A 23,046-nucleotide genomic window follows, 5' to 3' on the forward strand; every position below is an offset into this window, starting at 1 on the left:
GGGGATGTCCAGGAGCCTACCATGTCATGCGAGGTATCGATCGTGCGCGAGGCGGATCTTGCGCAAGGCCGATCTTGGGAAGGTTCGCCGGGCCTACTCGATCCGGAAGCGGGCGTGGCTGCCGCCGGGACCGGGAGTGACTTCCAGGCGGGCGGGTATGCGGGCCTTCACTTCCTCCAGGTGGCTGATGAGGCCCACCAGGCGGCCCCCCTGGTTCAAGTCCTCGAGGGTGCGGAGGGCCAGATCCAGGGCCTCGGAGTCCAGGCTGCCGAAGCCCTCGTCGATGAACACCGTATCGAGGCGGATGCCGCCCGCATGGCGCTGCACGACATCCGACAGGCCCAGCGCCAGCGCCAGGCTGGCCTGGAAGCCCTCGCCGCCCGAAAGGGAGCTCACGGCCCGGGCGCGGCCCGTGTGGCTGTCCGTGATCTCCAGCTGGAGGCCGCCGGCCTTCCGCAGGTCCGTGCTGACCGTGGCCCGGCGCAGGGCGTAGCGCTGCTTGCTCATGCGGCGCAGACGCTCTGAGGCCGAGATGAGCACCTCGTCGAGAATGGCGCCCTGGACGAAGCGCTCGAAGGAGACGCGGTCGCCTTCCTCGCCGCGGGCCACGCGGGCCAGGCTGGCCGCGGCGCGGTGGCGGCGCTCCTCGGCCTCGCGCTTGGCCTCCAGGCGGGTGAGGGCCGCCTCCAGCCGCTGCAGGGCGGCCTGTTCGGACTGGGCGCGGCCCAGGGCCTCGCCCGTGGAGGAGAACCGGGCCTGGGCCCCGTCCCGGGCGGCCTGGAGGGCGGACAGATCTGGGGCCTCCAGTCCCTCGGCCAGGGCCTCGGCGCGGGCGGAGCGGTCCGCGGCGGCGGCGGTTTCCGCGGCATGGGTCTCGAGGGAGGCGGCCAGGGATTCCATCTCCCCGGCGCTGCGCCGGGCCAGGTCGAAATCTGTCCGGCCGTGGAAGTGGGCGGCGGCCAGGGCGTCTTCGAAGGCGCCGTTGGCGTTCCAGGAGTCGGTCCGCGCCGCCTCCAGGCGTCCGGCATGGGCCTTCAGCTCGGCCTGGGCTTGCATGGCCGCGGCCTGGGCCGGCTCCCGGGCGGCGCGTGCGGCCTTGAGGCGGGCCTCGGATTCGGCCAGGGCCTCCTCGGCCTCCCGCCGCCGCGTGGACAAGGCGCCCGGCACGCGCAGCTCCTGGAGCAGGGCGTCCTCGAGAAGCTGCATCCGGGCCTTGGCCCCGGCCTCCTGGACCATCAGGTCGGAGAGCCGCTGGTTCGTCTCGGAAAGCTGGGCTTCTGACAGGTTTCGCGCGGCCTCGGCCTCGGCCAGCCGCTGCTCCGCCCGGGCCAGGCCCGCCTCGGCAGAGCGGCTGCGGTCCAGGTCCTCCCGGTGCCGCGTTTCGAAGATGGACAGGTCCTCCAGGCTGATGCCCACATGCTCGCCCAGCCGTTCGGCCAGGTCCTGGCGCCGGGCCCGGGCCGTGTCCAGGGCCGCCCGGCGGGAAGCGGCGGCATCCTGGGCGCGGGCCTGGGCGGTTTCCGCATCCTCCTGCTGCTCCTGCGACTGGCGCATCTCCTGGTCGTCCGGGAGGTCCGCCGAAGGCAGGGCCGGGTGGGGGTGGGCTTCGCTGCCGCAGACGGGGCAGGGCTGGCCGGGATGGAGGTCGCGCGCCAGCCGGGCGGCCTGGGCGGCCAGCCGCTGCTCCTGCAGGCCCCGGTGGCGCTCCCGGGCGGCCTGCACGGCCTGCTGGGTGGCCAGCAGGGTTTCCTGAGCCGCCTCCAGGGCCGTGGCGGCGCGATCCACCGCTTCGATGGCCCGGTCCAGATCTTCCCGCTGGGAGCGTCGCTGGCGGACCAGCACCAAGAGTCCCTCGCGGCCCGCCAGCTGGGAAGCCTCGGTGCGCGTTTCCTGCAGGAGGAGCCGCTGCTGGGAGAGCTCCTGCTTGGAAGTCTCGACCCGGCGCTTCTGCCACCCCGCCAGGTCCTCCAGGCGGCTGCGCTCCAGGGCCGCTTCCCGGGCCTCCTGCCGGGCCTGTTCCAGGGCCTCCAGCTTGGGCTCGAGGTCCCTCAACCGCTGGATGGTCCGTCGCAGCTCTTCGCGGCGCACCTCGTGCTGCTCGGCGTCCGTCAGGACGGCTTCGGCGCGGGCCAGATCCTGGGCCCGCTCGCTGGCGAGGGCCGCCAGGCACGTCTCCTCCTGCTCCAGCTCCTGGATGCGGGCGAGGCTCTCCTCCAGACGGACCGCCGCGGGCGTGACGGCTTCGCAGCGGCGGGCCCGCTCCAGCTCCGTGCGGCGGGCGTCCATGATGCGGGCGAGGCCCCGGAGGCGCTCGCTTTCGGCCCGAGCGGCCGCCCGCTCCGCCAGCCGTTCGGCGGCGCGGGAGCCCTCGTTCAGGGCGGCGTCGGCCCGCTCGAGGAGGCCGCTGGCTTCCGTCTGCTCGGCGACCAGGGCTTCCAGCCGGGTCGCGGTGGCCTGGAGCAGGCCCGGGAGATCCTGGGCCGCGGCGACGCCGGCCTGCGCGAGGAGCTGCCGGGTTTCCGCGTGGGCCGTGCGCAGGGCCTCCTTGAGGACCTTCTCCTCGTCGGCGAGGGCCTCGCTGATGCGGGCGTAGCGGATGGTCTGGAAGAGGGTCTGGAGGATCGCCTGGCGCTCGGCGGAGCCGGCGAGCATGAACTCCTGGAAGCGGCCCTGGGGCAGCAGGACCACCTGTCGGAACTGGCTGGCCTTGAAGCCCAGGAGGTCGGCCACCTTCGCGTCCACCGCCGTGGGCTTCTCCGTGGCGAGCGGTACCTCGGCCTCGCCCTGCAGCTCCCACAGGTTCGCGGCATAGGGCTGTTTCTTGGTGCCCTCGCCGCGCTGCCGGGGCACCTGCTGCTCTGGCGACCGCTCCACCCGGTACCGCCGGTCGCCCAGGGCGAAGTCGAAGACCACCTGGGTGGGGATGTCGGCGGCGGCGAAGTGGCTGCGGAGGTCGCGGGTCTCGCGCAGGCCCCCGCTGGTCTCGCCGTAGAGCGCGTAGCTGATGCCGTCCAGGAGGCTGGTCTTGCCGGCGCCGGTGGGCCCGTGGATGAGGAAGAAGCTCTGATCCTTCAGATCCGCGAAATCGAGTTCCTGCCGTCCCGCATAGGGGCCGAAGGCCTCCAGGGTGAGCTTGAGGGGCTTCACTCGGCGGCCTCCCCGGACAGGGTCCGCCCCGCCACCTCGTGGAAGAGGGCCCGTTCGGCCTCGTCCATGTCCCGTCCGGCGCTGTCGCGGAAGAAGGTCTCGAAGAGGGCCGCCGGGTCGAGCTCCCGGTCCACGGAGGGCACCACTTCCTGCGGTAGCGCCGGGGTGGCCGGGGCGGGCTGGATGCCGAGGATGTTGGGATAGATCTGGCGCAGGCGGGCCATGGCGTCCAGCACGGGGCCCTCGTCCAGCAGCTCCAGGAACAGGTAGTCCCCCGCCTCGCCGTGCGGACCGCGCATCAGATCCTCGAAGCGGCCGCGCAGCCGGCGGAGATCCCGGCGGGGGCTGAGGGGCAGGGGCTCCGTGCGGACCGGGCCGTGGTCCGGCAGCTCCACCAGGGTGAGGGCCTTCACATGGCCGGCCTCGGAGGCGCTGTATTTCAGGAGGCTGCCGGCATAGCGCACCTGGGCGTAGCCCGCCTCCTGGGGCCGGTGCAGGTGCCCCAGGGCCGCGTAGTCGCAGGCCTTGAACAGGGTCGCGTCCACTTCGCCCGTGCCGCCGACGGCCAGACCCAGTTCCGAATCGGAGCCCTCGCCCCCCGCGACGAAGGCATGCGCCACGGCCACGAAGCGGCGGCCCGCGGGATGGTTCGCGCGCGCCCGGGCCAGCTGGGCGGCGAGGGCGTCCTGGTGGGTGCGGATGGCGTCGTCCTGGAACGCGTGGCGGGCCGTGGCCGGATCCGCGTAGGGCAGGAGGTGGAAGGCCGCGTTGCCGATGAGCACCGGCGAGGCCCCGGCCTCGAGGGGGCCGGCCACATGGAGGCCCTGGGTCTCCAGGAAGCCGGAGGCGAACCCCAGGCGCTCCGGGCTGTCGTGGTTGCCCGCGATGATCAGCACCGGCACGCCGAGGCCGCGCACAAGGCGGTCCAGCGCGTCATCCAGCAGGGCCACCGCCTCCTTCGGGGGCACCGCGCGGTCATAGAGATCCCCGGCCACCACCAGGGCCTCGGCGCGGGTCTCCTTCACCATGGCGGCCACCTGGTCGAGGGCGTGGGCCTGGTCGTCCAGGAGGTTGGCGTTGCAGAGGGTCTTGCCGAGGTGCCAATCGGAGGTGTGGAGGAATCGCATGGGGTTCCGCAGGGGGCGAGCAGGGTCGGTGCCGGCTCCGAGTATTGCATCCCGGGCGGGGATCGGGGCCGCTCTCAAGTTCCCCGGGCTCCCGGGCCGATAGGATGTTGACCTTCTGCGCGGAAGGAGGAGGTGCCATCCTGGTCACTCCCTCCCTTCCCCCGGTCTGAGGAGGCTCATGTTCAGCCGCAGAAAGAACGATGCAACCTCGCGGGCGGCCTCCGCGCCGGCCTCGACGGTGCTGGGCGCGGGCTCCCGGTGGCAGGGGGAGATCCGCACCGGGACGACCAGCCTGCGGGTCGAGGGCGAAGTGGAAGGCACCATCCTGAGCGAAGGCCAGGTCACGATCGCCGCCGGAGGCCTGGTGCGCGGCGCCATTCATGCCCGGCGGCTCGCGGTGATGGGCCGTGCGGAAGGCGTGGTCAAGGTGGAGGAATGCCTCGAGATCCTGGGCGCAGGCTGGGTCGAGGGCGAAGTGGAACTCGGTACGCTGGTGGTGGACGAGGGCGGCACCCTGGTCGGCAGCTGCGTGCGGCACACCCTCCCGCCCGTGGAGAAGGCACCGGTGCCCCTGGTGCCGCGCAAGGAGGACCGGACCGTGGACCGCTACGGCCATCCCGCCAGCGGCACCCACGACTTCACGCCCGCGGGCCGGGGCCCCGACTGGAAGTTCTAGCGGCCCTGGCTTTCAGACCGTCGTAGGGGTGGCGGTTCGGGGGCGCTAGGTGCCGGTCGGCCCAGCGCTTGGCGCCGGTCAGCTCAGCGCTTGGCGCCGGTCAGATTGGTGGCGTCGAGGTTGGCGTCGTCCAGGTTCGCCTCGCGCAGGTCGGCTCCGCCCAGGTTGGCGCCGCTGAGCTTGGCCCGGTTGAGGTTCGCCCGGCCCAGGTTGGCGCCGCTGAGGTTGGCCCAGACCATGTTCGCGCCGTTGAGGTTGGCGGCGCTCAGGTCGGCGCCGTCGAGGCTGGCGTCGATGAGGTTGGTGTGGCGCAGGTCTGCGCCCGAGAGGTTCGCGCCCGAGAGGTTCGCGCCGGAGAGGTTCGCGCCGTCCAGGTAGGCATCCTGCAGGATGGTCTCGCGCAGGTCCGCCCCGCAAAGGTTCGCGCCGTCCAGGTTGGCCTGACGGAGGTCCGTGTTCTTGAGCGAGGTCTGGCGGAGATCCACGCCGCGGAGGTCGGCCCACACGAGGCTGGCCCCCGTGAGATCGGCGTTCACGAGGTTCGCCTCGTTCAGGTTGGCCTGATAGAGGTTCGCGCCGCTGAGGTTGGCCCGGTTCAAGTTGGAGTTGCTGAGGTTGGTGCGGTATTCGCCGCGGGATTCCGTGGGCAGGGAGGCCAGGTTGGCTTCGCGCAGGTTCGCGCCCTCCAGGTTGCAGGCGAAGAAATTCGTGCCGCTGAAGTCCGAGTTGCGCAGGTCGGCGCTGGCGAGGTCGCTGCCGCTGAGATCGGCGCCCAGGGCCTGGGCTCCGCGCAGGATGGCACCCTTGAGCTTGGCGCCCGTGAGGTTGGCGCCGTTCAGGATGGCGCGGTTGAGGTCCATGCCTTCGAGGGTGAAGCCGCTGAGGTCCACGCCCGACAGGTTGGCGCCCGTGAGGACGGCCCGGTCCAGGGTGGCCCCGCGCAGGTTGGCGGCGAAGAGGTTGGCCTCGTGGAGATTGGCGCTGAGGATGCTGCCCGCGAGGTCGGCCCCGGAGAGGTCGGCCCCGGAGAGGTCGGCCCCGCAGAGGTTGGCGGTGCGGAGGTCGTCACCGCTGAGCTTCGCGCCGCGGAGGTTCGCGCCGCCCAGGTGGGTTTCCTGGAGCTTGGCGCCGCTGAACAGCGCCCCGGCGAGGTTGGCGCCATCGAGGTTGGTCTGGGCGAGGTCCGCCCGGGAGAGATCCGCGCCCTTCATGTTCTTGCGGGAGAGGTCCACGCTGGCCAGGTTCGCGCCCACGAGCAGGGTGCCCACCAGCACCGCGCCGTCCAGCTGGGCCCCCGTGAGGCTGGCGCCGGTCAGGTTCGCGCCGCTGAGGTTGGCTCCGCCGAGGTTGATGTCGCGCAGGTCGGCGCCCGTGAGGTCCGCTTCCCGGAGATCGGTGTTGCTCAGGACCGCGCCGCCCAGCTGGGCTGCGCCGAGGTTGGCGCCGGCGAGCACCGCGCCGCTGAGGTTGCAGCCGCTCAGGTCGGCCTTCTGGAGGTTGGCGCCATGCAGATCCGCGCCTTCCAGATTGGCCTGGCGCAGCACGGTCTCGGCCAAGTCGGCCCGGCTGAGGTTCGTGCGCCCCAGGTCCATGGCGCGGAGGTTCGTGCCGTGGAGGTTCGCGCCGCTGAGGTTCGCGCCCTTGAGCTTGGGCACATCGTCTTTTTCGTATTTCAGGATGTCGAGGTTGCGGAGGTCCGCGCCGGCCAGGTTGGCGCCACTGAGGTTCGTGCCCTTCAGGTTGGCCCGGCTCAGGTTCGCGCCCTCGAGGTTGGCCTCGGTGAGGCTGGCCCAGTGGAGATCGGCATCAGCCAGGTTGCTGCCGCCCAGGTTCGCGAGGTTCAGGTTGGCCCCGCCCAGGGTGGCGCCCAGGAGGCTGGCGCCGGAGAGATTGGCCTTGGCGAGGTTGGCGCCCACCAGGTTGGCCTGTCCGAGGTTGGCGCCCTCGAGGTCCGCGCCCTCCAGCACCGTCTGGCGGAGGTCGGCCCCGCTGAGGTCGGCCCCGCGGAGGTTCTTCCCGCTCAGGTCCAGGCCCGTGAGGATGACGCCGTTGAGGTTGGCCCCGGCGAGGCTGGCCCCGCGGAGGTTGGGCACGGTGGCCGGTTCGTACTGCTGGATGTCGAAGAAGGTGAGGTCGGCGCCGCTGAGGTTGGCCCCCGCGAAGTTCGCACCCGCGAGTCGGGCGCGGCTGAGGTTGGCGCCTTCGAGATCGGCTTCGTCGAGGTTGGCCAGCCGCAGGTCGGCGCCGATGAGGCTGGCGCCGCAGAGCCGGGTTTCGTTGAGGACGGCGCCCGCGAGGTTGGCCTCGGAGAGGTTCGCCCCGGTGAAGTCAAAGCCCCGCAAATCGAGGCCGCTCAGATCGGCGCGCTGGAAGTTCTTCCCCGACTTGAGGATGAAGACTACTTCCTTCCGGGTAAGTTCGCTCATGGAGCTTCCTTTGCGGCTTGGATCGACATTCGATTAATCCCGAGTTTATCCAGCACGCTTGGGGCGCGCCACAGGATTTAGGCCCGTTCCGGAATGGAGGGGGAGGCTAAATCCCGCGGCCCGCAAGCCTTTGCGGCTTGGTCCCGGGTGGCTGTGAAAAAACACCCACTAGGTCGAGAACGATGAAGCCCCCTCGCGGGGGCTCCATCCGTGGAACGGGCTGGGGACTACTCCCGCTCGGCCTTGTTGAACGCGTCGGCCAGAGTCGCCTTCTTGAACTCGGGCTGGCGGGCCTTGGCGGCCTCGAAATCGCCGCGCTCCATGTCCTGCTCCAGCTGCTTGACGGAGAGGCCGATGCGGCGCTCGGTGGGATCGAGCTTCACGATCTTCATGGTGAGCTCCTGGCCGGCGGTGAACTCCTTCTGGATATCCTCCACCCGCTTGCGGCTCAGTTCGGACACATGGACCAGGCCCTCGATGCCGTCGCCGAGGTCGACGAAGGCGCCGAAGTCGGTCAGGCGGGCGATCTTGCCGGTGATGACGGCGCCCACATTGTGGTTCTCGAAGAAGATCTCCCAGACATTGGGCTCCATCTGCTTCACGCCGAGGCTCATGCGCTGGGCCAGGGGGTCCAGGTTGAGGACCTTGGCGGTGACGCTGTCGCCCTTCTTCACGATCTCGCCGGGGTGCTTGATCTTCTTGGTCCAGCTGAAGTCGGACACATGGATCAGGCCGTCGATGCCCTCTTCCAGCTCGACGAAGGCGCCGAACTCCGTGATGTTGCGCACGGTGCCCGTGACGATCATGCCGGGCTGGTACTTCTCGGCGATGGCCATCCAGGGGTTGGGGGTGATCTGCTTCATGCCCAGGCTGATGCGGCGGTTCTCGCTGTCCACCTGCAGGATGAGGGCCTCGACCTGGTCGCCCAGGTTGACCATGCCCTTGGCGGACTTGACCTTCTTCGTCCAGCTCATCTCGGAGACATGGACCAGGCCTTCGATGCCGGGCTCGAGCTCCACGAATGCGCCGTAGTCAGTGATCGAGACGACCTTGCCCTTGACGGTGGCCTGGATGGGATAGCGCTCCTCGACGGAGAGCCAGGGATCCGGGAACTTCTGCTTGTAGCCGAGGCTGACGCGCTCGGTGTCCTTGTCGTACTTGAGCACGGCCACTTCGACCTTGTCGCCCACCTGGAACATCTCGCTGGGGTGGTTGAGCCGGCCCCAGGACATGTCGGTGATGTGCAGCAGGCCGTCCACACCGCCGAGGTCGACGAAGGCGCCGTACTCGGTGATGTTCTTGATGGCGCCCTCGACCAGCTTGCCTTCCTCGAGGCCCGCCAGGGTCTCTTCCTTCAGGCTCGCGTTGATGGTCTCGAGGAACAGCTTGCGGGACAGCACGATGTTGCCCCGGCGGCGGTTGACCTTGATGACCTTCATGTCGAAGGACTTGCCGAGGTAGGGATCCAGGTTGCGGACGGGCTTCATGTCCACCTGGCTGCCGGGCAGGAAGGCGCGGATGCCGATGTCCACGGCCAGGCCGCCCTTGACCTTCTCGAGCACGGTGCCGTGCACGGTCATGTTGGAACGGAAGGCCTTCTCGACCTCGTCCCAGATCTTCATCTTCTCGGCGCGCTCGCGGCTGAGGCGCACATTGCCGTTGGCGTCCTCGAGCATCTCGAGCAGCACTTCGACGACATCGCCCACCTGGACGCCCTGGGTGCCGTCAGGGTTGTTGAACTCGTCGAGATTGACGGTGCCCGACCCCTTGTAGCCGATGTCGATGATGACATCCTTGCCGCGGATCTCCACGACGACGCCACGCACGACCTCTTCCTCGCGCAGGCCGCGGGTTTCGCCCTGCAGCGCGGCCATGAACTCCTGGCCTTCCGCGCTGTCGTCCTCGACATAGCCCGCGTCGAGCACGGTGATGCGGCCCATCTGCTTGGAGCCCAGGCCTTTGATGATTGATTCTAACTTGGACATGTAAGTCCACCTCGTTTGGTTGCGCCCACGCTCTGGTGGTGCGCTGGAATCCCGGCACACGAAGTCCGGCAGAACGAACAGACTACCGAGGAACCCCTGGGGGGGCCAGGGAAAAGGCTGCCATCCAGGCCCGGCCTGCGATTACTTGGCCGTGAACTTGAACTTCCCCTTGTGGCACTCGAGGCACTTCACGACCGGGGGCTGGTGCTGCCGGTGGCACTCGGTGCAGCTGATCTCCCCCAGGTGGGAGTCGTGGGGGTTCACCGGCAGGTGCTTGGTGACCTCCTTCATGGCCGGGTAGTCGCCGTGGCAGGCCATGCAGGAATCGGAAGCCACGGCCTTCTGGGTGGGCTTCTCCTCGTGGTGGCAGTTGAAGCAGTGGACGCCGGCCTTCGCATGGTGCTCGGGCAGCTTGCGGGTTGCGGGAGCCTGGGCCAGGGCGGGAACCGCCCCGAGGAGGCCGCAGAGGAGGAGGGCGAAGCAGCGGGCGTGGGTCATGGCAGTTCCAAAAAAGGCCCGTCGGCGCGACGCCTCCTGGTCCAGGATCAGTGTACAGGATGCCCGGGCCGATCAGCGCCGGCAGCCCGCAGCCTCACTGGCGGAGCAGGGTCATCCCGTTGGTCGCGGTGTATTCCCGCTGGCTGTAGATGCCGTTCCAGGTGTAATCGAAGGTGCCGGTGAGGATATCCGTCGTGAAGTTGAACACCCCGGCGGAGGTGCTCCCGTTGTACAGGGTCAGCCGGGTGGAACTGATGACTCCGGTGAGGAACATGGGGGAGACCTCGGGAACCAGGATCGGGTTCGAGCAGGCGGTGGCGGATACGGGAGCGTAGGTCCCGCGGGTGAAGCTCATCTGGACATACACATGGTTCTCGTCGGAGCCCGCCGTGATGACGAAGGTCACCGTCCAGGGCTGGGTGCCGGCCAGCGTCATCGTGTTGAGGGCGTTGCTGCAGGAGTCGGTGCTGATGTTGACCGTGGTGGGGAGGGGGGCCTTCCAGGTGCCGACGAGGGTGCGGGCCGGGGTCAGGACGGGGGCGTTCTGGCCATCCCCGGCGCCTCCGCAGGACCAGGCCAGGGACAACAGAACCAGGGCACCCGCCGGACGGGCGAAGTGGGTGGGCATGAGACCTCCCTTCGAGTTCGGAATGCGCGGCCACCGGGGAAGGGGCGTCGCGCACGGGGTTGGGCAAGTCGGCAAGGAATCTGGCCCCAGTCTACTCCCGCAGGGGGTAAAGATAGTTGATCTTGATATCTTTTAATATCGCGGCGCCAGCCCACCCGGCGGCAGAGGTTCTCCGAGAGCCGGCACCGCGGCTCCAGCCTTGGGATGCCGGGCGGGCTCAGACCGAGATCACCACGATTTCGGGGTCCACTTCCTTCTGCAGCATGCCCTCGATGGCGGCCAGGGTGCCGGTGAGGCTGGCGGGGCAGCTGCCGCAGGCGCCCATGTAGCGGATCATCACCTGCTTCTCGTGGCGCCCCACCAGCTCGAGGCCGCCGCCATCCGCCGCCAGGGCCGGCAGGATGGCGCTTTCCAGCACCATGCGGATGTCCTTCAGCATGGGATCGTTCTCGTCCTCGATCTTGGTGAAGACCCGCGGCGCTCCCGGGGCGTTGGCCTGGCCCCCGCCTGCACCCGCGGCGGCGCGGATGGGCGCGGCCAGCAGGGGCAGCATCTCGGGCCAGCCCTTGTCGTCGGTCTTGGTGACGGTGAGGAACTTGTCCTGCATGAAGACGGAGGTGACATTCCCCACGGCAAAGAGGTTCTTGGCCAGGTCGTCGTGCTCGGCGGTTTCCGCGTTGGGGAAGGACTTGGGGAAGCCCACGGCCACGGATTCCTTCAACACGAACTTCACCGCGTTGGGGTTGGGGGTGTATTCGATCTCTGCGATTTTTGGCATGGCTATTCCGTCGAGGCTTCGGCTTCGCCCTTGAGCGCGGCGTGGAGGGTGGCCCAAGGGAGGACGGCGCACTTCACGCGGCTGGGCAGATCCTTGACCCCGCTGAAGAGGGTGAGCTTCCCCAGGAGGGGCGTCTGGGCGCCGGGCTCAAGCTCGCCGCGCACCATGCCGCGGAACTGCTCGGCCATGGCTTCGGCCTCGGCCACGGGCCTGCCCTTCACGGCGCCGGTCATGAGGCTGGCGCTGGCCACATCGATGGCGCAGCCGCTGCCCTGGAACTTGATGTCCTGCACCAGGCCGTCTTCGATCACCAGGGTCAGGTCCAGCTGGTCCCCGCAGAGCGGATTGTGCCCCTCCGCGTGGTGGGTGCAGGCCTCGAGCTTCCCGAAGTTCCGGGGCTTCTTGTTGTGTTCCAGGATCACCTGCTGGTACAGCTCGCGGGGGTCGCTCATTGGAACAACTCGATGGCTTTCTCGACGGCCGAAACCAGGACATCCACCTCGTCGCGGGTGTTGAAGTACGCGAAGGAAGCGCGGGTCGTGGCCGGGACCTTGAAGCGGGTCATGACGGGCTGGGCGCAGTGGTGGCCGGCGCGGACCACGACGCCCTCGCCGTCCAGTAGGCTGCCCATGTCGTGGGGATGGATGCCGTCCACCACGAAGGAGATCACGCTGGCCTTGTCCTTGGCGGTTCCCAGGATGCGCAGGCCGGGGATGCCGGTCAGCCGCTCGGTGGCGTAGACCAGCAGGTCGTGCTCGTGGGCGGCGATGCGATCCAGGCCGAGGGCCTCAAGGTAGTCGATGGCCGCACCCAGGCCGATGGCCGCGGCGATGGGCGGCGTGCCCGCCTCGAACTTCCCCGGGGCGGCCATGTAGGTGGTCTTCTCCCAGGAGACGGAGCGGATCATGTTGCCGCCGCCGTGCCAGGGGGGCATGGCCTCGAGGTGGGCCAGCTTGCCGTAGAGCACGCCGATGCCCGTGGGGCCCGAGAGCTTGTGGCCGCTGAAGGCGTAGAAGTCCGCGTCCAGGTCCTTCACATCCACCTGCAGGTGGGGCACGGCCTGGGCGCCGTCCACCAGCACGGGCACGCCCTTGGCGTGGGCCCGGGCGATAATCTCCTTCACGGGATTCACGGTGCCGAGGACATTGCTGACATGGACCACGCCCACGATCTTCGTGCGCTCGGTCAGGAGCTCGTCGAGCGAATCGAGGAGCAGCTCGCCCGCATCGTTCATGGGGATGACCTTGAGGACGGCGCCCTTCTCCTCGGCCAGCATCTGCCAGGGCACGATGTTGGCATGGTGCTCCATGGCCGACAGGAGGATCTCATCGCCCGCCTTCACCGCCGTGCGGCCGAAGGTCTGGGCCACGAGGTTGATGGATTCCGTGGTGCCGCGGGTCCAGACGATCTCCTTGACGGAGCCAGCGCCGATGAACCGGCGCACCTTCTCCCGGGCCGCCTCGTAGAAGTCGGTGGCCTCCTGGCTGAGGGTGCTCACGCCCCGGTGGACATTGGTATGCTCTTCCCGCTGGTACCGCGTCATGCGATCGATGACCGGAACGGGCATCTGGCCGCTCACGGCACTGTCGAGGTAGACCACGGGCTTGCCGTGCAGGATGCGGGAGAGCAGGGGGAAGTCCTTGCGGACCGCCGCCACATCGAGGGTTTTCAGGTCGACGCTCATCCGAGGTCCCCCAGCGAAGTGGCCTGGGTGCGGGCCATGACGAGCTGGCGCAGGGCCCGGCGCAGGCTGGCCACGGGAATGTGGGTGAGCACATCGGCCGCGAAGCCGTAGGTGAGCAGGTTCCGGGCATCGTCGGCGTTCAGGCCCCGGCTCTGGAGGTAGAACAGCTCTTCGGGATCGAGCTGCCCCACCGTGGCGCCGTGGCTGCACTTCACATCGTCGGCGTAGATCTCCAGCTGGGGCTTGGTGTCGACCCGGGCGGATCCGGAGAGGAGCAGGTTGCGGCTCTGCTGCTTCGCGTCCGTACCCTGGGCATGGGGAGCCACGCGGACCTGGCCGTTGAAGACGGCGCGCGCCTTGCCATCCACGATGCACTTGTGCAGCTGGTGGCTGAGGGCGTTCGGTTCGGCATGGAGCAGGAAGCTGTGCGTGTCGGCGACCTGGGGACCGTCCAGCAGGGCCAGGCCATCGAGGCTGGCTTCCGCCCCCTCGGCCAGGCGCACCCAGGGTTCCTGCCGGGACAGCCGGGCTCCGAAGCTGAGGGTGCGGGAATGGTACTGGCCCCCCTTGGCGATGTCGGCCTTCAGCGTGCCCAGGTGGAAGGCCTCCGGATCCTCCCGCTGCACGCGCTCGTGGCGGAGGATCGCGCCCTCGGCTACGCGGACCTCGACCACGGGGCAGCTCAGGTAGGTGCCTTCGCCGTGGTGCTCCTCCACCAGCTCGAGCTCGGCTCCGCGCTCCAGGACCACCAGCACCCGGGGGAAGGTGGCCACGGGCGCCGCGGCCTGCGTGATGAAGAGGAGGTGCAGGGGCAGCGCCACCTTCAGGTTCTTCGGCACCAGGATCACCGCGCCATCCTCGAAGCGGGCGGTGTTCAGGTCCGCGAACGGGCTCGTCTCCGTGCCGGCTCCCACGCTGCCGAGCGCGTGGCAGGCCTCGCTGGCGGTGGACATAGGGAAGAAGCGCACGCCGGCGGGAACGGCCGAGGTGCAGCTGGCATGGGGCGCGTGGTGCCCGTTCACGAAGACCTGGCGCGTACCCACCATTTCGGGGAGCAGGTGGCCGCTGATGTCGACGGCGGCCTTGGGGGCGGCTCCAAAGCTGAGGCCAGAGAGGGGCTTCAGGTCCGTGTATTTCCAGTCCTCGTCGGCGGTGGTGGGCAGGTCCCGGCCTGCCAGGCGGGCCTCCGCCTCCACCCGCAGGGTCTCCCACTCAGCGGGCCGGGGCCCGCTGAGCAGATCCACCAGCAGGTTGGAACCAACGGCGACTGGGGTCATCGGGCGCCCCCGGCGGCGGCCTCTTCCAGGACCCAGTCGTAGCCGCGGTCCTCGAGCTCCGTGGCCAGCTCCTTGCCGGCGCTCTTGAGGATGCGGCCGCCGGAGAGCACATGCACGAACTGGGGCTGGATGGTCTCCAGGATGCGGGGGAAGTGGGTGATGATCAGCAGGGCGCGGTCCGCGCGCTGGAGCTTGTTCACGGCGTCGCCGAGCACCCGCAGGGCGTCGATGTCCAGGCCGCTGTCCAGCTCGTCCAGGATGGCCAGTTTGGGTTCCAGCACGGCCATCTGGAGGATCTCGTTGCGCTTCTTCTCGCCGCCCGAGAAGCCTTCGTTGAGGCTGCGGTCCAGGAACTCCTCGCGCATGGCCACGAGCTTGATCTTCTCGTGGATGAAGTCGTCGAACTCGAGGGGATCCAGCTCGTCGCGGCCCTCGGCCTCGGCCTTCTTGTTGTAGGCCAGGCGCAGGAACGCGGCGTTGCTCACGCCGGGCACCTCGATGGGGTGCTGGAAGCCCATGAAGATCCCCGCGCGGGCGCGGGCATCGGGCTCGAGCTCGAAGAGGTTCCGGCCCTCGAAGAGCACCTCGCCGCCGGTGACTTCATAGGCCGGATGGCCCACCAGCACCTTGCCGAGGGTGGACTTGCCCGAGCCGTTGGGGCCCATGATCGCGTGGATCTCCCCGGCCTTGATCTCCAGGTCGATCCCCTTCAGCACCGGCGTGCCGTTGATCGAAGCGGTGAGGTTCTTTATGGACAGCATGGGTACTCCGAGGGTCATCCGACACTTCCTTCGAGCTTGAGCGACAGCAGCTTGGTGGCTTCCACGGCGAACTCCATCGGAAGCTCGCGGAAGACATCCTTGCAGAAGCCGTTGATGATCATGCTGATGGCTTCCTCGGCCGGGATGCCGCGCTGCTGGAAGTAGAGCAGCTGCTCTTCCCCGATCTTGCTGGTGGTGGCCTCGTGCTCCACCTGCGCGCTGCGGTTCAGCACTTCGATGTAGGGGAAGGTGCTGGCGCTGCAGGCCTGGCCGATGAGCATGGAGTCGCACTGACTGAAGTTGCGGGCGCCGTCGGCCTTCGCCTGCACCTTCACCAGGCCGCGGTAGCTGTTGGAGCTCTCGCCGGCGCTGATGCCCTTGCTGACGATGGTGCTCTTCGTGTTGCGGCCGATGTGGATCATCTTGGTGCCGGTGTCGGCCTGCTGCTTGTGGTTGGTGAGGGCCACGCTGTAGAACTCGCCGATGCTGTCGTCGCCCAGCAGCACGCAGCTGGGGTACTTCCAGGTGATGGCGCTGCCGGTCTCCACCTGAGTCCAGCTGATGTGCGAGCCCTTGCCCTTGCAGAGGCCGCGCTTGGTGACGAAGTTGAAGATGCCGCCCACGCCGTTCTTGTCGCCGGCGTACCAGTTCTGCACGGTGCTGTACTTGATGGAGGCGTGATCCAGGGCCACGAGCTCCACCACCGCCGCATGCAGCTGGTTGGTGTCGAACTGGGGGGCCGTGCAGCCTTCGAGGTAGCTCACGCTGGCGCCCTCCTCGGCCACGATGAGGGTGCGCTCGAACTGGCCCGACTCCTTGTTGTTGATGCGGAAGTAGGTGCTCAGATCCATGGGGCAGGTCACGCCCTTGGGAATGAACACGAAGCTGCCGTCCGTGAACACGGCGCTGTTGAGGGCGGCGTAGAAGTTGTCGGAAGGGGGTACCACGCTGCCCAGGTACTGCTTCACCAGCTCCGGGTGGGACTTCACGGCCTCGCTGAAGCTGCAGAAGATGATGCCGACCGTGGCCAGCTTCTCCCGGTAGGTGGTGGTCACGCTGACGGAGTCGAAGACTACATCCACGGCCACGCCAGCCAGGGCCTCCTGCTCATGGAGGGGGACGCCGAGCTTCTCGAAGGTGCGCTTCAGCTCGGGGTCCACCTCGTCCATGGAGGCGTACTTGGGTGCCTTGGGCCGGGGGGCGCTGTAGTAGACGATCTTCTGGAAATCGGGCTTCGGGTAGTCGACCTTGGCCCACTCGGGCTCGGTCATGGTCAGCCAATGCCGGTAGGCCTTGAGGCGGAACTCCAGCAGCCAGTCCGGCTCGGCCTTCTTGGCCGAGATGAACCGGATCACATCCTCGGTCAGGCCGGGCGCGACGCTGTCCGCCTCGATGTCCGTCACGAAGCCGTACTTGTATTCCTGGCTGGTGACCACATTCAAGGTGGTGCTCATCGCCGTCTCCCGTGAGGCACATCCAGGCCGTGGGGGCGGGTGCGCCTACCCGCGGCTGGGACATGCTCCTCATCCATTCTGAAATCTCGACCAAAATTGTCAACTTAATAGGATGTGGCCCCGGTCACGGCTGGGGCGGCTCGTCCAATTCCTTCATGAGGCCCCGGATCTGGGACCGGACGCCCTTGGCCTGCGATTCGTTGAGGTCCCCGGGGTCGGCCTCCAGGCCGGCCTTGAGCAGGATCCGGGCCTCCTCCCGCTCGCCCAGACCCGCCAGGGCCGCGCCCAGCTGGAAATGGTTGATGAGGGTGGGCTCTTTTTCCAGGAGGGGGTCCAGCAGGTCCAGCACATCCTGATGGTGCTTCAGGGCCAACAGGTACTGCCCCAGCAGGGTGCGGGCGCGGGGCTCCAGGCCGGGCAGGGGGTGGGCGTGGAGACGGCGGACCTCGACGAGGTCCTGCTCGGTGACCTGGCCGTTCATGAGGCGGTAGGCCAGGCGCATGAGGGCGGCTTCCCAGGCGCCACTGCTCTTGGGGTGCCGGGTGAGGAAGGCGTCCAGGGCCCGGGCGATCTCCGGTTCCCGCTTCTGGGCCATGAGGTGTTCGAGCACCAGGCGCAGGGCGAGGAAGCACAGGCGGGGGTGGCGGTCGGAGCAGGCGAAGTCGAGGGCGGCCTTCAGGGTCTTTTCAGGCTGCCGGAGGAAGGCCAGGCGCAGCTCGAGCCACTCGAGGCGCTGGCTCCGGCCCTTGCGGCGGGCGCGCTTCAGGAGGAGGGCGGCGGATTCCAGCTGGTCCTCGTCCAGGAGGGTCTCGGCCTCGTCCAGCAGGGTCTGGGTGCCGGGCTTGCCGTCCCGGGCCTCCCGCAGCTGGGGGTGGGTCTCGGCATCCAGCATCAGCAGCAGCTGCGGATCCCCCGGGTTCTGCAGGAGCAGCTCATGGAGGATGGCGAAGGCCTTGGGGCGTTCGTCCTGCAGGAGATAGGCTTCGGCCAGGGCCTCCCGCACATGCAGGTCGCCCGGCAGGTAGGCGCTGGCGTCCTTGAGCACGGGCACGGCCAGGGCGCTCTCGCCGCGGGCCAGGTGGACCTGCCCCAGCAACAGCAGCGTCTCCCCGTCCTTCCGGCGGACCACGGCCTCCTGGGCGGCCTCCAGGGCGCCCTGGAGATCCTCCTGCTCCAGGAGCAGCTCCGCGAGCATCATGCGGGGCTCGGGATCGTCGGGGCGCAGGTCCGCGGCCTGGTGCATGGCCTCGATGGCCTGGTCGGCGCGCTCGGGCAGCTCCTGGAGGAGCTTGGCCAGCAGCATCCAGGCCTCGAAGTGCCGGGGGCTCAGGCCCACGGCCTTCCGGGCCAGGCTTTCCGCCTCCTCGAAGTTCTGGGCGGCTTCGTGCAGCGAGGCGACTGTGAAGATGAGCTCGTAGTTCTTGGGATCCAGGGGCAGGGCCTGGCCCAGGCGCTGGGCGGCGCCCGGCAGGTCGGCGGATTCCAGCAGGGCCGTGGTCTCCAGCAGGGCCCGCTTGAGCTGGGACATGGACTTGGGCCGGGCGATGGGAAGGATCCGGGCCCGGTAGCGGGTGAAGAGCTCCCGGGCGCTGATGAGGTTCAGGTTCTCCTCCACCAGGTGCTCCCAGCGTTCGGAGAAGGCGTGGGCGTCCAGCTGGCGCTTCTGCTCCATCTCCTGCACCAGAGCCATCAGGCCGTTGCGCAGCATGACCTCGCTGCGCTCCAGCTTGCCCAGCTGGTCGGAGACGGTCTCCAGGTAGGTCTCCACCCGGCGGAGGGTCTCCTCCAGGCCGGTGATGCGCTCCAGGAGGTGCTCTTCCAGATCCTCGCCGCCCTCGGCCTCCTCAGGTTCGTCCTCCCAGGTCTGGTCCCCGGCAAGGATGAGGAGCCGCGTGCCGCACTTTACGCAAGTCTCCCGATCCCCGGGATTCCAGGTGAGGCAGTTCTGGCAGTAGGAGCCGGGCAGGTCGTTGGCCATGACACCAGGATAGATGGGGAGGATGGCTTCCGAGGTCTGAAGGTTTTATCCTGATGGCGGCGAGGGCCTCCCATGAGCGACGAGCAGGATCGGCAGGACAAGCGCCAGGAAGCCATGGAGTGGGTGGGGAAGGCCTATCAGCTCCACATGAAGAACGAGGTGGCGAAGGCCATCAGCCTCTACACCAAGTCCATCGAAATCTGCCCCACGGCGGAGGCCTACACCTTCCGGGGCTGGGCCCGGTCCTTCGAGAAGGACTACGCCTCGGCCATCGAGGACTGCCACCGGGCCATCGACCTGGATCCCGAGTTCGGCAATCCCTACAACGACATCGGCGCCTACTATGTCGAGCAGGGCGAGCCCGACGAGGCGATTCCCTGGCTGCGCATGGCCCTGAAGGCCAAGCGCTATGAAAGCTACTGCTTCCCCCACTTCAACCTGGGCCGTGTCTATGAGGCCAAGGGCCAGCTGGACAAGGCCCTGGAGCACTTCCGCCACGCCCTGGACGAGAACCCACGCTACATCCTGGCCGCCAAGGCGGTGGAGCGCGTGAAGGGCAAGCTGGCCGCGCAGAACCCGGAGACGATCCGCTGAACTCATGGTGAACTGGAGGCGGGAGACGCCATGAAGTTCACCATCGCCCACAGCCCCGATTCTGACGACGCCTACATGATGGCCCCCCTGGCCCTGGGGTGGCTGGATCCTGAGGGCTTCGACATCACCTTCGTCCGCAAGGACATCGAAACCCTGAACGCCGAGGCCGTGGAGGCCCGCTACGATGTGACCGCCATCAGCTTCGGCGCCTACCCTGAATTGAACGACCGCTATGACCTGTTGACGGCGGGTTCGAGCATCCAGGAGGGCACGGGCCCGCTGGTGGTGAGCCGCACCCCCATGGATGTGGCGGCCCTGAAGAGCCTGACCATCGCCATCCCGGGACGCCGCACCAGCGCCTACCTGGCCATGCGGAAGTGGTGCGCCGAGCATGGCTTCGAGGCCGCGGTCGAGCTCGTGCCCTTCGACCAGATCCTGCCGGCCGTCGCCGAGGGCCGTTTCGAGGCGGGCCTGCTCATCCACGAGAGCCAGCTCATGTACCAGGACGCGGGGCTGCGCCTGGTGGTGGACCTGGGCGCCTGGTGGAAGCACGCCTACGATCTGCCCCTGCCCATGGGCGGCAACGCCATCCGGAAGGACCTGCCCGCCGAGGTGAAGCAGCGCTTCGCCATCCTGATGCGGAAGAGCGTCGAGATGGCCCGTGCCCGCCACTGGGAGAGCGTGGACTACAGCCAGTCCTTCGGCCGCGGCATGGACCGCGAGATGATCGGCCGCTATGTGAACGCCTGGGTGAACGACTTCACGGTGGACCCCGGGCCCCGGGGCCGGGAGGCCGTCACCCGGCTGCTGGGCCTCGAACCCGTGTGGATCCAGGGCTGAAGTCCACCGGGAGTCCAACAAGGAATAAGGATCTCCACGAAGGCCACCAAGAAAAGAATGAAGGGCACGAAGGGATTCCTTCGTGCCCTTGTCTTTCCCTTCGTGTCCTTCGTGGAGGTCGTTTCTGGCCGACGGAGCTTCACTCCCGCGCCGCCTCCAGGCGGATGGGCACCCGCAGCTTCCGGCCCTCGCGCTGGATGTCCAATTGGGCACTGCTGCCCAGGGGCAGGGCCTCCACGGCATCCAGCAGGCCGTCCCAGTCCTCGATGACGCGGCCGTTCACGGCCTGGATGAGGTCGCCGGCCACCACGCGGCGCCCGTCGACGCCCACGCCCTGAAGACCGGCCCGGGCCGCGGCGCTGCCCCTGAACACCTTGCCGACCATCACCCCTTTCTGGGGGCCGAAGGCGCGCTCCACCAGCCGCGGCGCCACGGGCTCGAGGCCCAGGTCCGGGCGCTCCAGCTTGCCCCGGGCGATGAGCTGCGGCACCACGCGGTTCACGGTATCCACGGGCACGGCGAAGCCGATGCCCGCGCTGGCGCCACTGGGGCTCTGGATGGCGGTGTTCACGCCGATGAGGCGGCCCGCGCTGTCCAGCAGCGGCCCGCCGCTGTTGCCGGGGTTGATGGCCGCGTCCGTCTGGATGACGCCGGCGATGCGGCGCCGGGTGACGCTCTGGATTTCGCGGCCCAGGGCCGAGACCACGCCGGTGGTGAGCGTCTGGTCCAGGCCGAAGGGATTGCCGATGGCCAGCACGGCCTGGCCCACCTGCAGGTCGGCGCTGCTGCCCAGGGGGATGGGGCGCAGCTTCGGGGGCGTCTTCGCCAGCAGGAGCACGGCCAGGTCCTTGTCCGGGGCTCCGCCCACATAGGCGGCCTCGTGGCGGCTGCCGTCCGCCAGGGTGATGTAGGCCCGCGCGGCCCCCTGGATGACATGGAAGTTCGTCACCACATGCCCTTCCGCATCCCAGATGAAGCCCGTGCCCGAGCCCGCCGGGACCTCCACCACATCGAGCCCGAAGAAATCCCGGCTGCGCTCCTCGGTGGTGGTGATGTAGACCACGCTGGGGGCGGCCTCCTTGAAGCGGCGGATGGGCACCTGTTCCCACTCGGGCAGCGGGCCGCGGGGCTCCACGGGACGGGGCCTGGCGAGGCTCGGGGTGAGGGCGTGGCCACACCAGCCCGCGAAGACGCCCGCGGACAAGAGGCCGAGGATGAGAATGCTTCGGCGCATGGAACCTCCAAGGCGGCACCCAATCTACCGGGCCGGGTGGATAGGTCAACCCCTTGAGAACGAATAATTATGATTTTTGAAAATCGATGCTTGACATGTGACATTTAAACACTAAGATTTTATTCGGCAACAGCATCATGGCCTGGGTCTCAGGCTCATCGATGGCTGAGTGCCCCATTCACAGGAGGAATCATGACCATCCTTCGCACCCGCACCCCCCAAGTGACGCCGGCCACGGCCGCGAGCCTGGAGCCCTTCCGCTTCATGCGCGATTTCATGCGCTGGGACCCGCTCCGCGACTATGACCTCGGCGCCCCGACCGCCGCCTTCATGCCCAGCTTCGATGTGAAGGAGAGCCCGGATGCCTACCAGTTCCGGGCCGACCTGCCCGGCATCCTCGAGGCTGACCTCGAGATCAGCCTGGAGGGGACCCGCCTCACCGTGGCCGGCAAGCGCGAGGAGGAGGTCCTGAAGGACGGCGAGCGCATCCATCTGTCCGAGCGCAGCCACGGCCACTTCAGCCGCACCTTCAGCCTTCCCGAAGATGTGGAGGGCGAGAAGGTGGTGGCGGAACTCCGCAACGGCGTCCTGACCCTCATGGTGCCGAAGCGCCCGGAGGTCCGGCCCCGCAAGATCAGTGTCAGCCTCGGATGAGCGTTCCGCTCTCGGAAAAGGCCCCGGAAACGGGGCCTTTTCGCGTCAGTTGTAGAAGAACAGGGGGGGACCGAAGGTGCCCGGCGCGGTCGGGCTGTTGAGGCGCACCGTGATGTCGCCATCCGCCAGCACCAGGTCCGGGAAGCCATCGCCATCCATGTCGCCGATGGCCACGCCCATGGGCCCCCAGTTGCCCCGGTAGCTGGCTGGCGCCAGCAGGGCCCCGGGTGTGGCGGGATCCTGGAGGAAGACGGAGAGGCCGCCTGGATCGCCCGGAAGCCCCGAGTCGGCCACCACCACATCCACCTTGCCATCGCCGTTCAGGTCCCCCACGGCCAGGGCGGTCGAGCGGTAGCCGGTGGCGTAGTGGACGGGGGTCAGGAAGGTGCCGGGCGCGCCCTGGAGCAGCACGCTCAGGCCCTGGGCGGTGGGGCCTACGGCCGCCCCGTAGTTGGCGGTGAGGAGATCAGGCCTGCCGTCCCCGTTGAGGTCCACGGCCTTGATGGCCACGGGCTGGGTGCCCGTCGCGTAGTCCACGGCGGGGGCGAAGATCCCGGCGCCAGTCTGGAGGAGGATGGACACGGTGTTGGCGGTGGTGGCCACGGCCAGGTCGGTCCGGCCGTTGCCGTCGAGGTCCACGGCGGCCACGGCCTGGGGATCGCCCCCGACGGCGTAGGCCAGGGGCGCATTGAAGGCGCCGGTGGCGGTCTGCGTGAAGACGAGCACGCTGTTGGCCCCGCTGGCCGCCACCACGAGGTCCATCCGGCCGTCGCCATCAAAGTCCCCCGCGGCCACATCCAGGGGGCGGCGTCCCGGCGTGGCGAGCACGGTGGCGGGCTGGAAGAAGCCGGGCCGGGATGGATCCGCCAAGCGGACCGAGATGCTCTGGTCCCCGGCGTTGGCCACGATGAGATCGGGGCGCCCGTCCCCATTCAGATCCGCCAGGGTCAGGTTGGCCGGCCCCGTACCCACGCCGAAGCGGGTGGGCAGGACGAAACTCCCGGCGGACCTCTGGAGCCGTGTGGAGACATAGCCCTGGGTCGCCGCCCCACCCAGGTTCGTGGAGACCATGCCGAGGATGTCCGGCAGGCCGTTGGCGTCGATGTCGGCCACCGCGATGGCGTTCACCAGGTAGCCGGAGGCGGGGCCGTTGGCATGATCTGAGCTTGAACATCCCAGCAGGGCGAGGATCCCGAGAGAACCGGAGAGCAGGGCGGGAAGGCGCATGGAAGCTCCTGGAACCTGTGAAAACAAGGATGCGCGGCGGGCCGGATTCCGCAAGGGCGGGCTCAGGCCCGGACACCC

General features: G+C 68.7%; 19 protein-coding genes. 4 read left to right on the forward strand and 15 right to left on the reverse strand.

Going from position 1 to position 23,046, the window contains the following annotated elements; all coding sequences use genetic code 11:
* Positions 1 to 93 precede the first annotated feature (93 nt).
* Both QUD34_RS03000 and QUD34_RS03005 read right to left on the reverse strand, forming a co-directional pair.
* Positions 94 to 3,147: an AAA family ATPase gene (locus tag QUD34_RS03000; protein WP_286355114.1), complete on the reverse strand. Its 3,054-nt coding sequence runs from the start codon at positions 3,145 to 3,147 to the stop codon at positions 94 to 96.
* Positions 3,144 to 4,274 carry an exonuclease SbcCD subunit D gene (locus tag QUD34_RS03005; protein WP_286355115.1) on the reverse strand — a complete coding sequence of 377 codons (1,131 nt, stop codon included), beginning with the start codon at positions 4,272 to 4,274 and terminating at the stop codon, positions 3,144 to 3,146. The genes QUD34_RS03000 and QUD34_RS03005 overlap by 4 nt, the downstream gene beginning before the upstream one ends.
* A gap of 178 nt (positions 4,275 to 4,452) precedes the next feature.
* Here QUD34_RS03005 and QUD34_RS03010 point away from each other — a divergent pair, with 178 nt between their 5' ends.
* Positions 4,453 to 4,950, forward strand: a complete 498-nt coding sequence (locus QUD34_RS03010) for a bactofilin family protein (protein WP_286355116.1) — start codon at positions 4,453 to 4,455, stop codon at positions 4,948 to 4,950.
* Positions 4,951 to 5,033: 83 nt separating this feature from the next.
* On the opposite strand, the gene QUD34_RS03015 is transcribed toward QUD34_RS03010, so the two are convergent.
* The 11 genes from QUD34_RS03015 to QUD34_RS03065 form a co-directional block, all read right to left on the reverse strand.
* Positions 5,034 to 7,376: a pentapeptide repeat-containing protein gene (locus QUD34_RS03015; RefSeq protein ID WP_286355117.1), complete on the reverse strand. Its 2,343-nt coding sequence runs from the start codon at positions 7,374 to 7,376 to the stop codon at positions 5,034 to 5,036.
* A gap of 227 nt (positions 7,377 to 7,603) precedes the next feature.
* Positions 7,604 to 9,361 carry a 30S ribosomal protein S1 gene (locus QUD34_RS03020; protein ID WP_286355118.1) on the reverse strand — a complete coding sequence of 586 codons (1,758 nt, stop codon included), beginning with the start codon at positions 9,359 to 9,361 and terminating at the stop codon, positions 7,604 to 7,606.
* Positions 9,362 to 9,502: 141 nt separating this feature from the next.
* Positions 9,503 to 9,859 (reverse strand): cytochrome c3 family protein, encoded by a 357-nt coding sequence (locus tag QUD34_RS03025; protein WP_286355119.1) that lies wholly within the window; start codon positions 9,857 to 9,859, stop codon positions 9,503 to 9,505.
* A gap of 94 nt (positions 9,860 to 9,953) precedes the next feature.
* Entirely contained in the window at positions 9,954 to 10,487 is a 534-nt protein-coding gene (locus QUD34_RS03030; RefSeq protein WP_286355120.1) for a hypothetical protein, read from the reverse strand.
* Between the two features lie 217 nt (positions 10,488 to 10,704).
* Positions 10,705 to 11,265 (reverse strand): NifU family protein, encoded by a 561-nt coding sequence (locus QUD34_RS03035; RefSeq protein ID WP_286355121.1) that lies wholly within the window; start codon positions 11,263 to 11,265, stop codon positions 10,705 to 10,707.
* A gap of 2 nt (positions 11,266 to 11,267) precedes the next feature.
* On the reverse strand, positions 11,268 to 11,717 hold the full coding sequence (gene sufU, locus QUD34_RS03040) for a Fe-S cluster assembly sulfur transfer protein SufU (RefSeq protein ID WP_286355122.1): 450 nt from the start codon (positions 11,715 to 11,717) through the stop codon (positions 11,268 to 11,270).
* Positions 11,714 to 12,949, reverse strand: a complete 1,236-nt coding sequence (locus tag QUD34_RS03045) for a cysteine desulfurase (protein WP_286355123.1) — start codon at positions 12,947 to 12,949, stop codon at positions 11,714 to 11,716. Before QUD34_RS03045 ends, sufU begins: the two co-directional genes overlap by 4 nt.
* Complete coding sequence (gene sufD, locus QUD34_RS03050; RefSeq protein ID WP_286355124.1) at positions 12,946 to 14,226, reverse strand: Fe-S cluster assembly protein SufD; 1,281 nt, start codon at positions 14,224 to 14,226, stop codon at positions 12,946 to 12,948. Before sufD ends, QUD34_RS03045 begins: the two co-directional genes overlap by 4 nt.
* A complete protein-coding gene (sufC, locus tag QUD34_RS03055) occupies positions 14,223 to 14,987 on the reverse strand; it encodes a Fe-S cluster assembly ATPase SufC (RefSeq protein ID WP_286355125.1) in 765 nt (254 codons plus the stop codon). The genes sufD and sufC overlap by 4 nt, the downstream gene beginning before the upstream one ends.
* Positions 14,988 to 15,001: 14 nt before the next feature.
* A complete protein-coding gene (sufB, locus tag QUD34_RS03060; protein ID WP_286355126.1) occupies positions 15,002 to 16,441 on the reverse strand; it encodes a Fe-S cluster assembly protein SufB in 1,440 nt (479 codons plus the stop codon).
* Between the two features lie 124 nt (positions 16,442 to 16,565).
* Entirely contained in the window at positions 16,566 to 18,419 is a 1,854-nt protein-coding gene (locus QUD34_RS03065) for a tetratricopeptide repeat protein (RefSeq protein ID WP_286355127.1), read from the reverse strand.
* Between the two features lie 72 nt (positions 18,420 to 18,491).
* Between QUD34_RS03065 and QUD34_RS03070 the strand changes: the two genes are divergently transcribed.
* Entirely contained in the window at positions 18,492 to 19,013 is a 522-nt protein-coding gene (locus QUD34_RS03070) for a tetratricopeptide repeat protein (protein ID WP_286355128.1), read from the forward strand.
* A 30-nt stretch (positions 19,014 to 19,043) separates the two neighbouring features.
* Positions 19,044 to 19,853, forward strand: coding sequence for an MqnA/MqnD/SBP family protein (locus QUD34_RS03075; protein WP_286355129.1), 810 nt, complete (start codon positions 19,044 to 19,046; stop codon positions 19,851 to 19,853).
* Between the two features lie 139 nt (positions 19,854 to 19,992).
* Here the strand turns inward: QUD34_RS03075 and QUD34_RS03080 are convergent, their stop codons facing one another.
* Positions 19,993 to 21,087, reverse strand: a complete 1,095-nt coding sequence (locus tag QUD34_RS03080) for a S1C family serine protease (protein WP_286355130.1) — start codon at positions 21,085 to 21,087, stop codon at positions 19,993 to 19,995.
* Positions 21,088 to 21,279: 192 nt separating this feature from the next.
* Here QUD34_RS03080 and QUD34_RS03085 point away from each other — a divergent pair, with 192 nt between their 5' ends.
* Positions 21,280 to 21,741: an Hsp20/alpha crystallin family protein gene (locus QUD34_RS03085; protein WP_286355131.1), complete on the forward strand. Its 462-nt coding sequence runs from the start codon at positions 21,280 to 21,282 to the stop codon at positions 21,739 to 21,741.
* A 45-nt stretch (positions 21,742 to 21,786) separates the two neighbouring features.
* Here the strand turns inward: QUD34_RS03085 and QUD34_RS03090 are convergent, their stop codons facing one another.
* Positions 21,787 to 22,968, reverse strand: a complete 1,182-nt coding sequence (locus QUD34_RS03090) for an FG-GAP repeat domain-containing protein (protein ID WP_286355132.1) — start codon at positions 22,966 to 22,968, stop codon at positions 21,787 to 21,789.
* Positions 22,969 to 23,046 lie beyond the last annotated feature (78 nt).

Source organism: Geothrix oryzae, assembly GCF_030295385.1.
In the GTDB taxonomy this organism is placed as follows: Bacteria; Acidobacteriota; Holophagae; order Holophagales; family Holophagaceae; genus Geothrix; species Geothrix oryzae.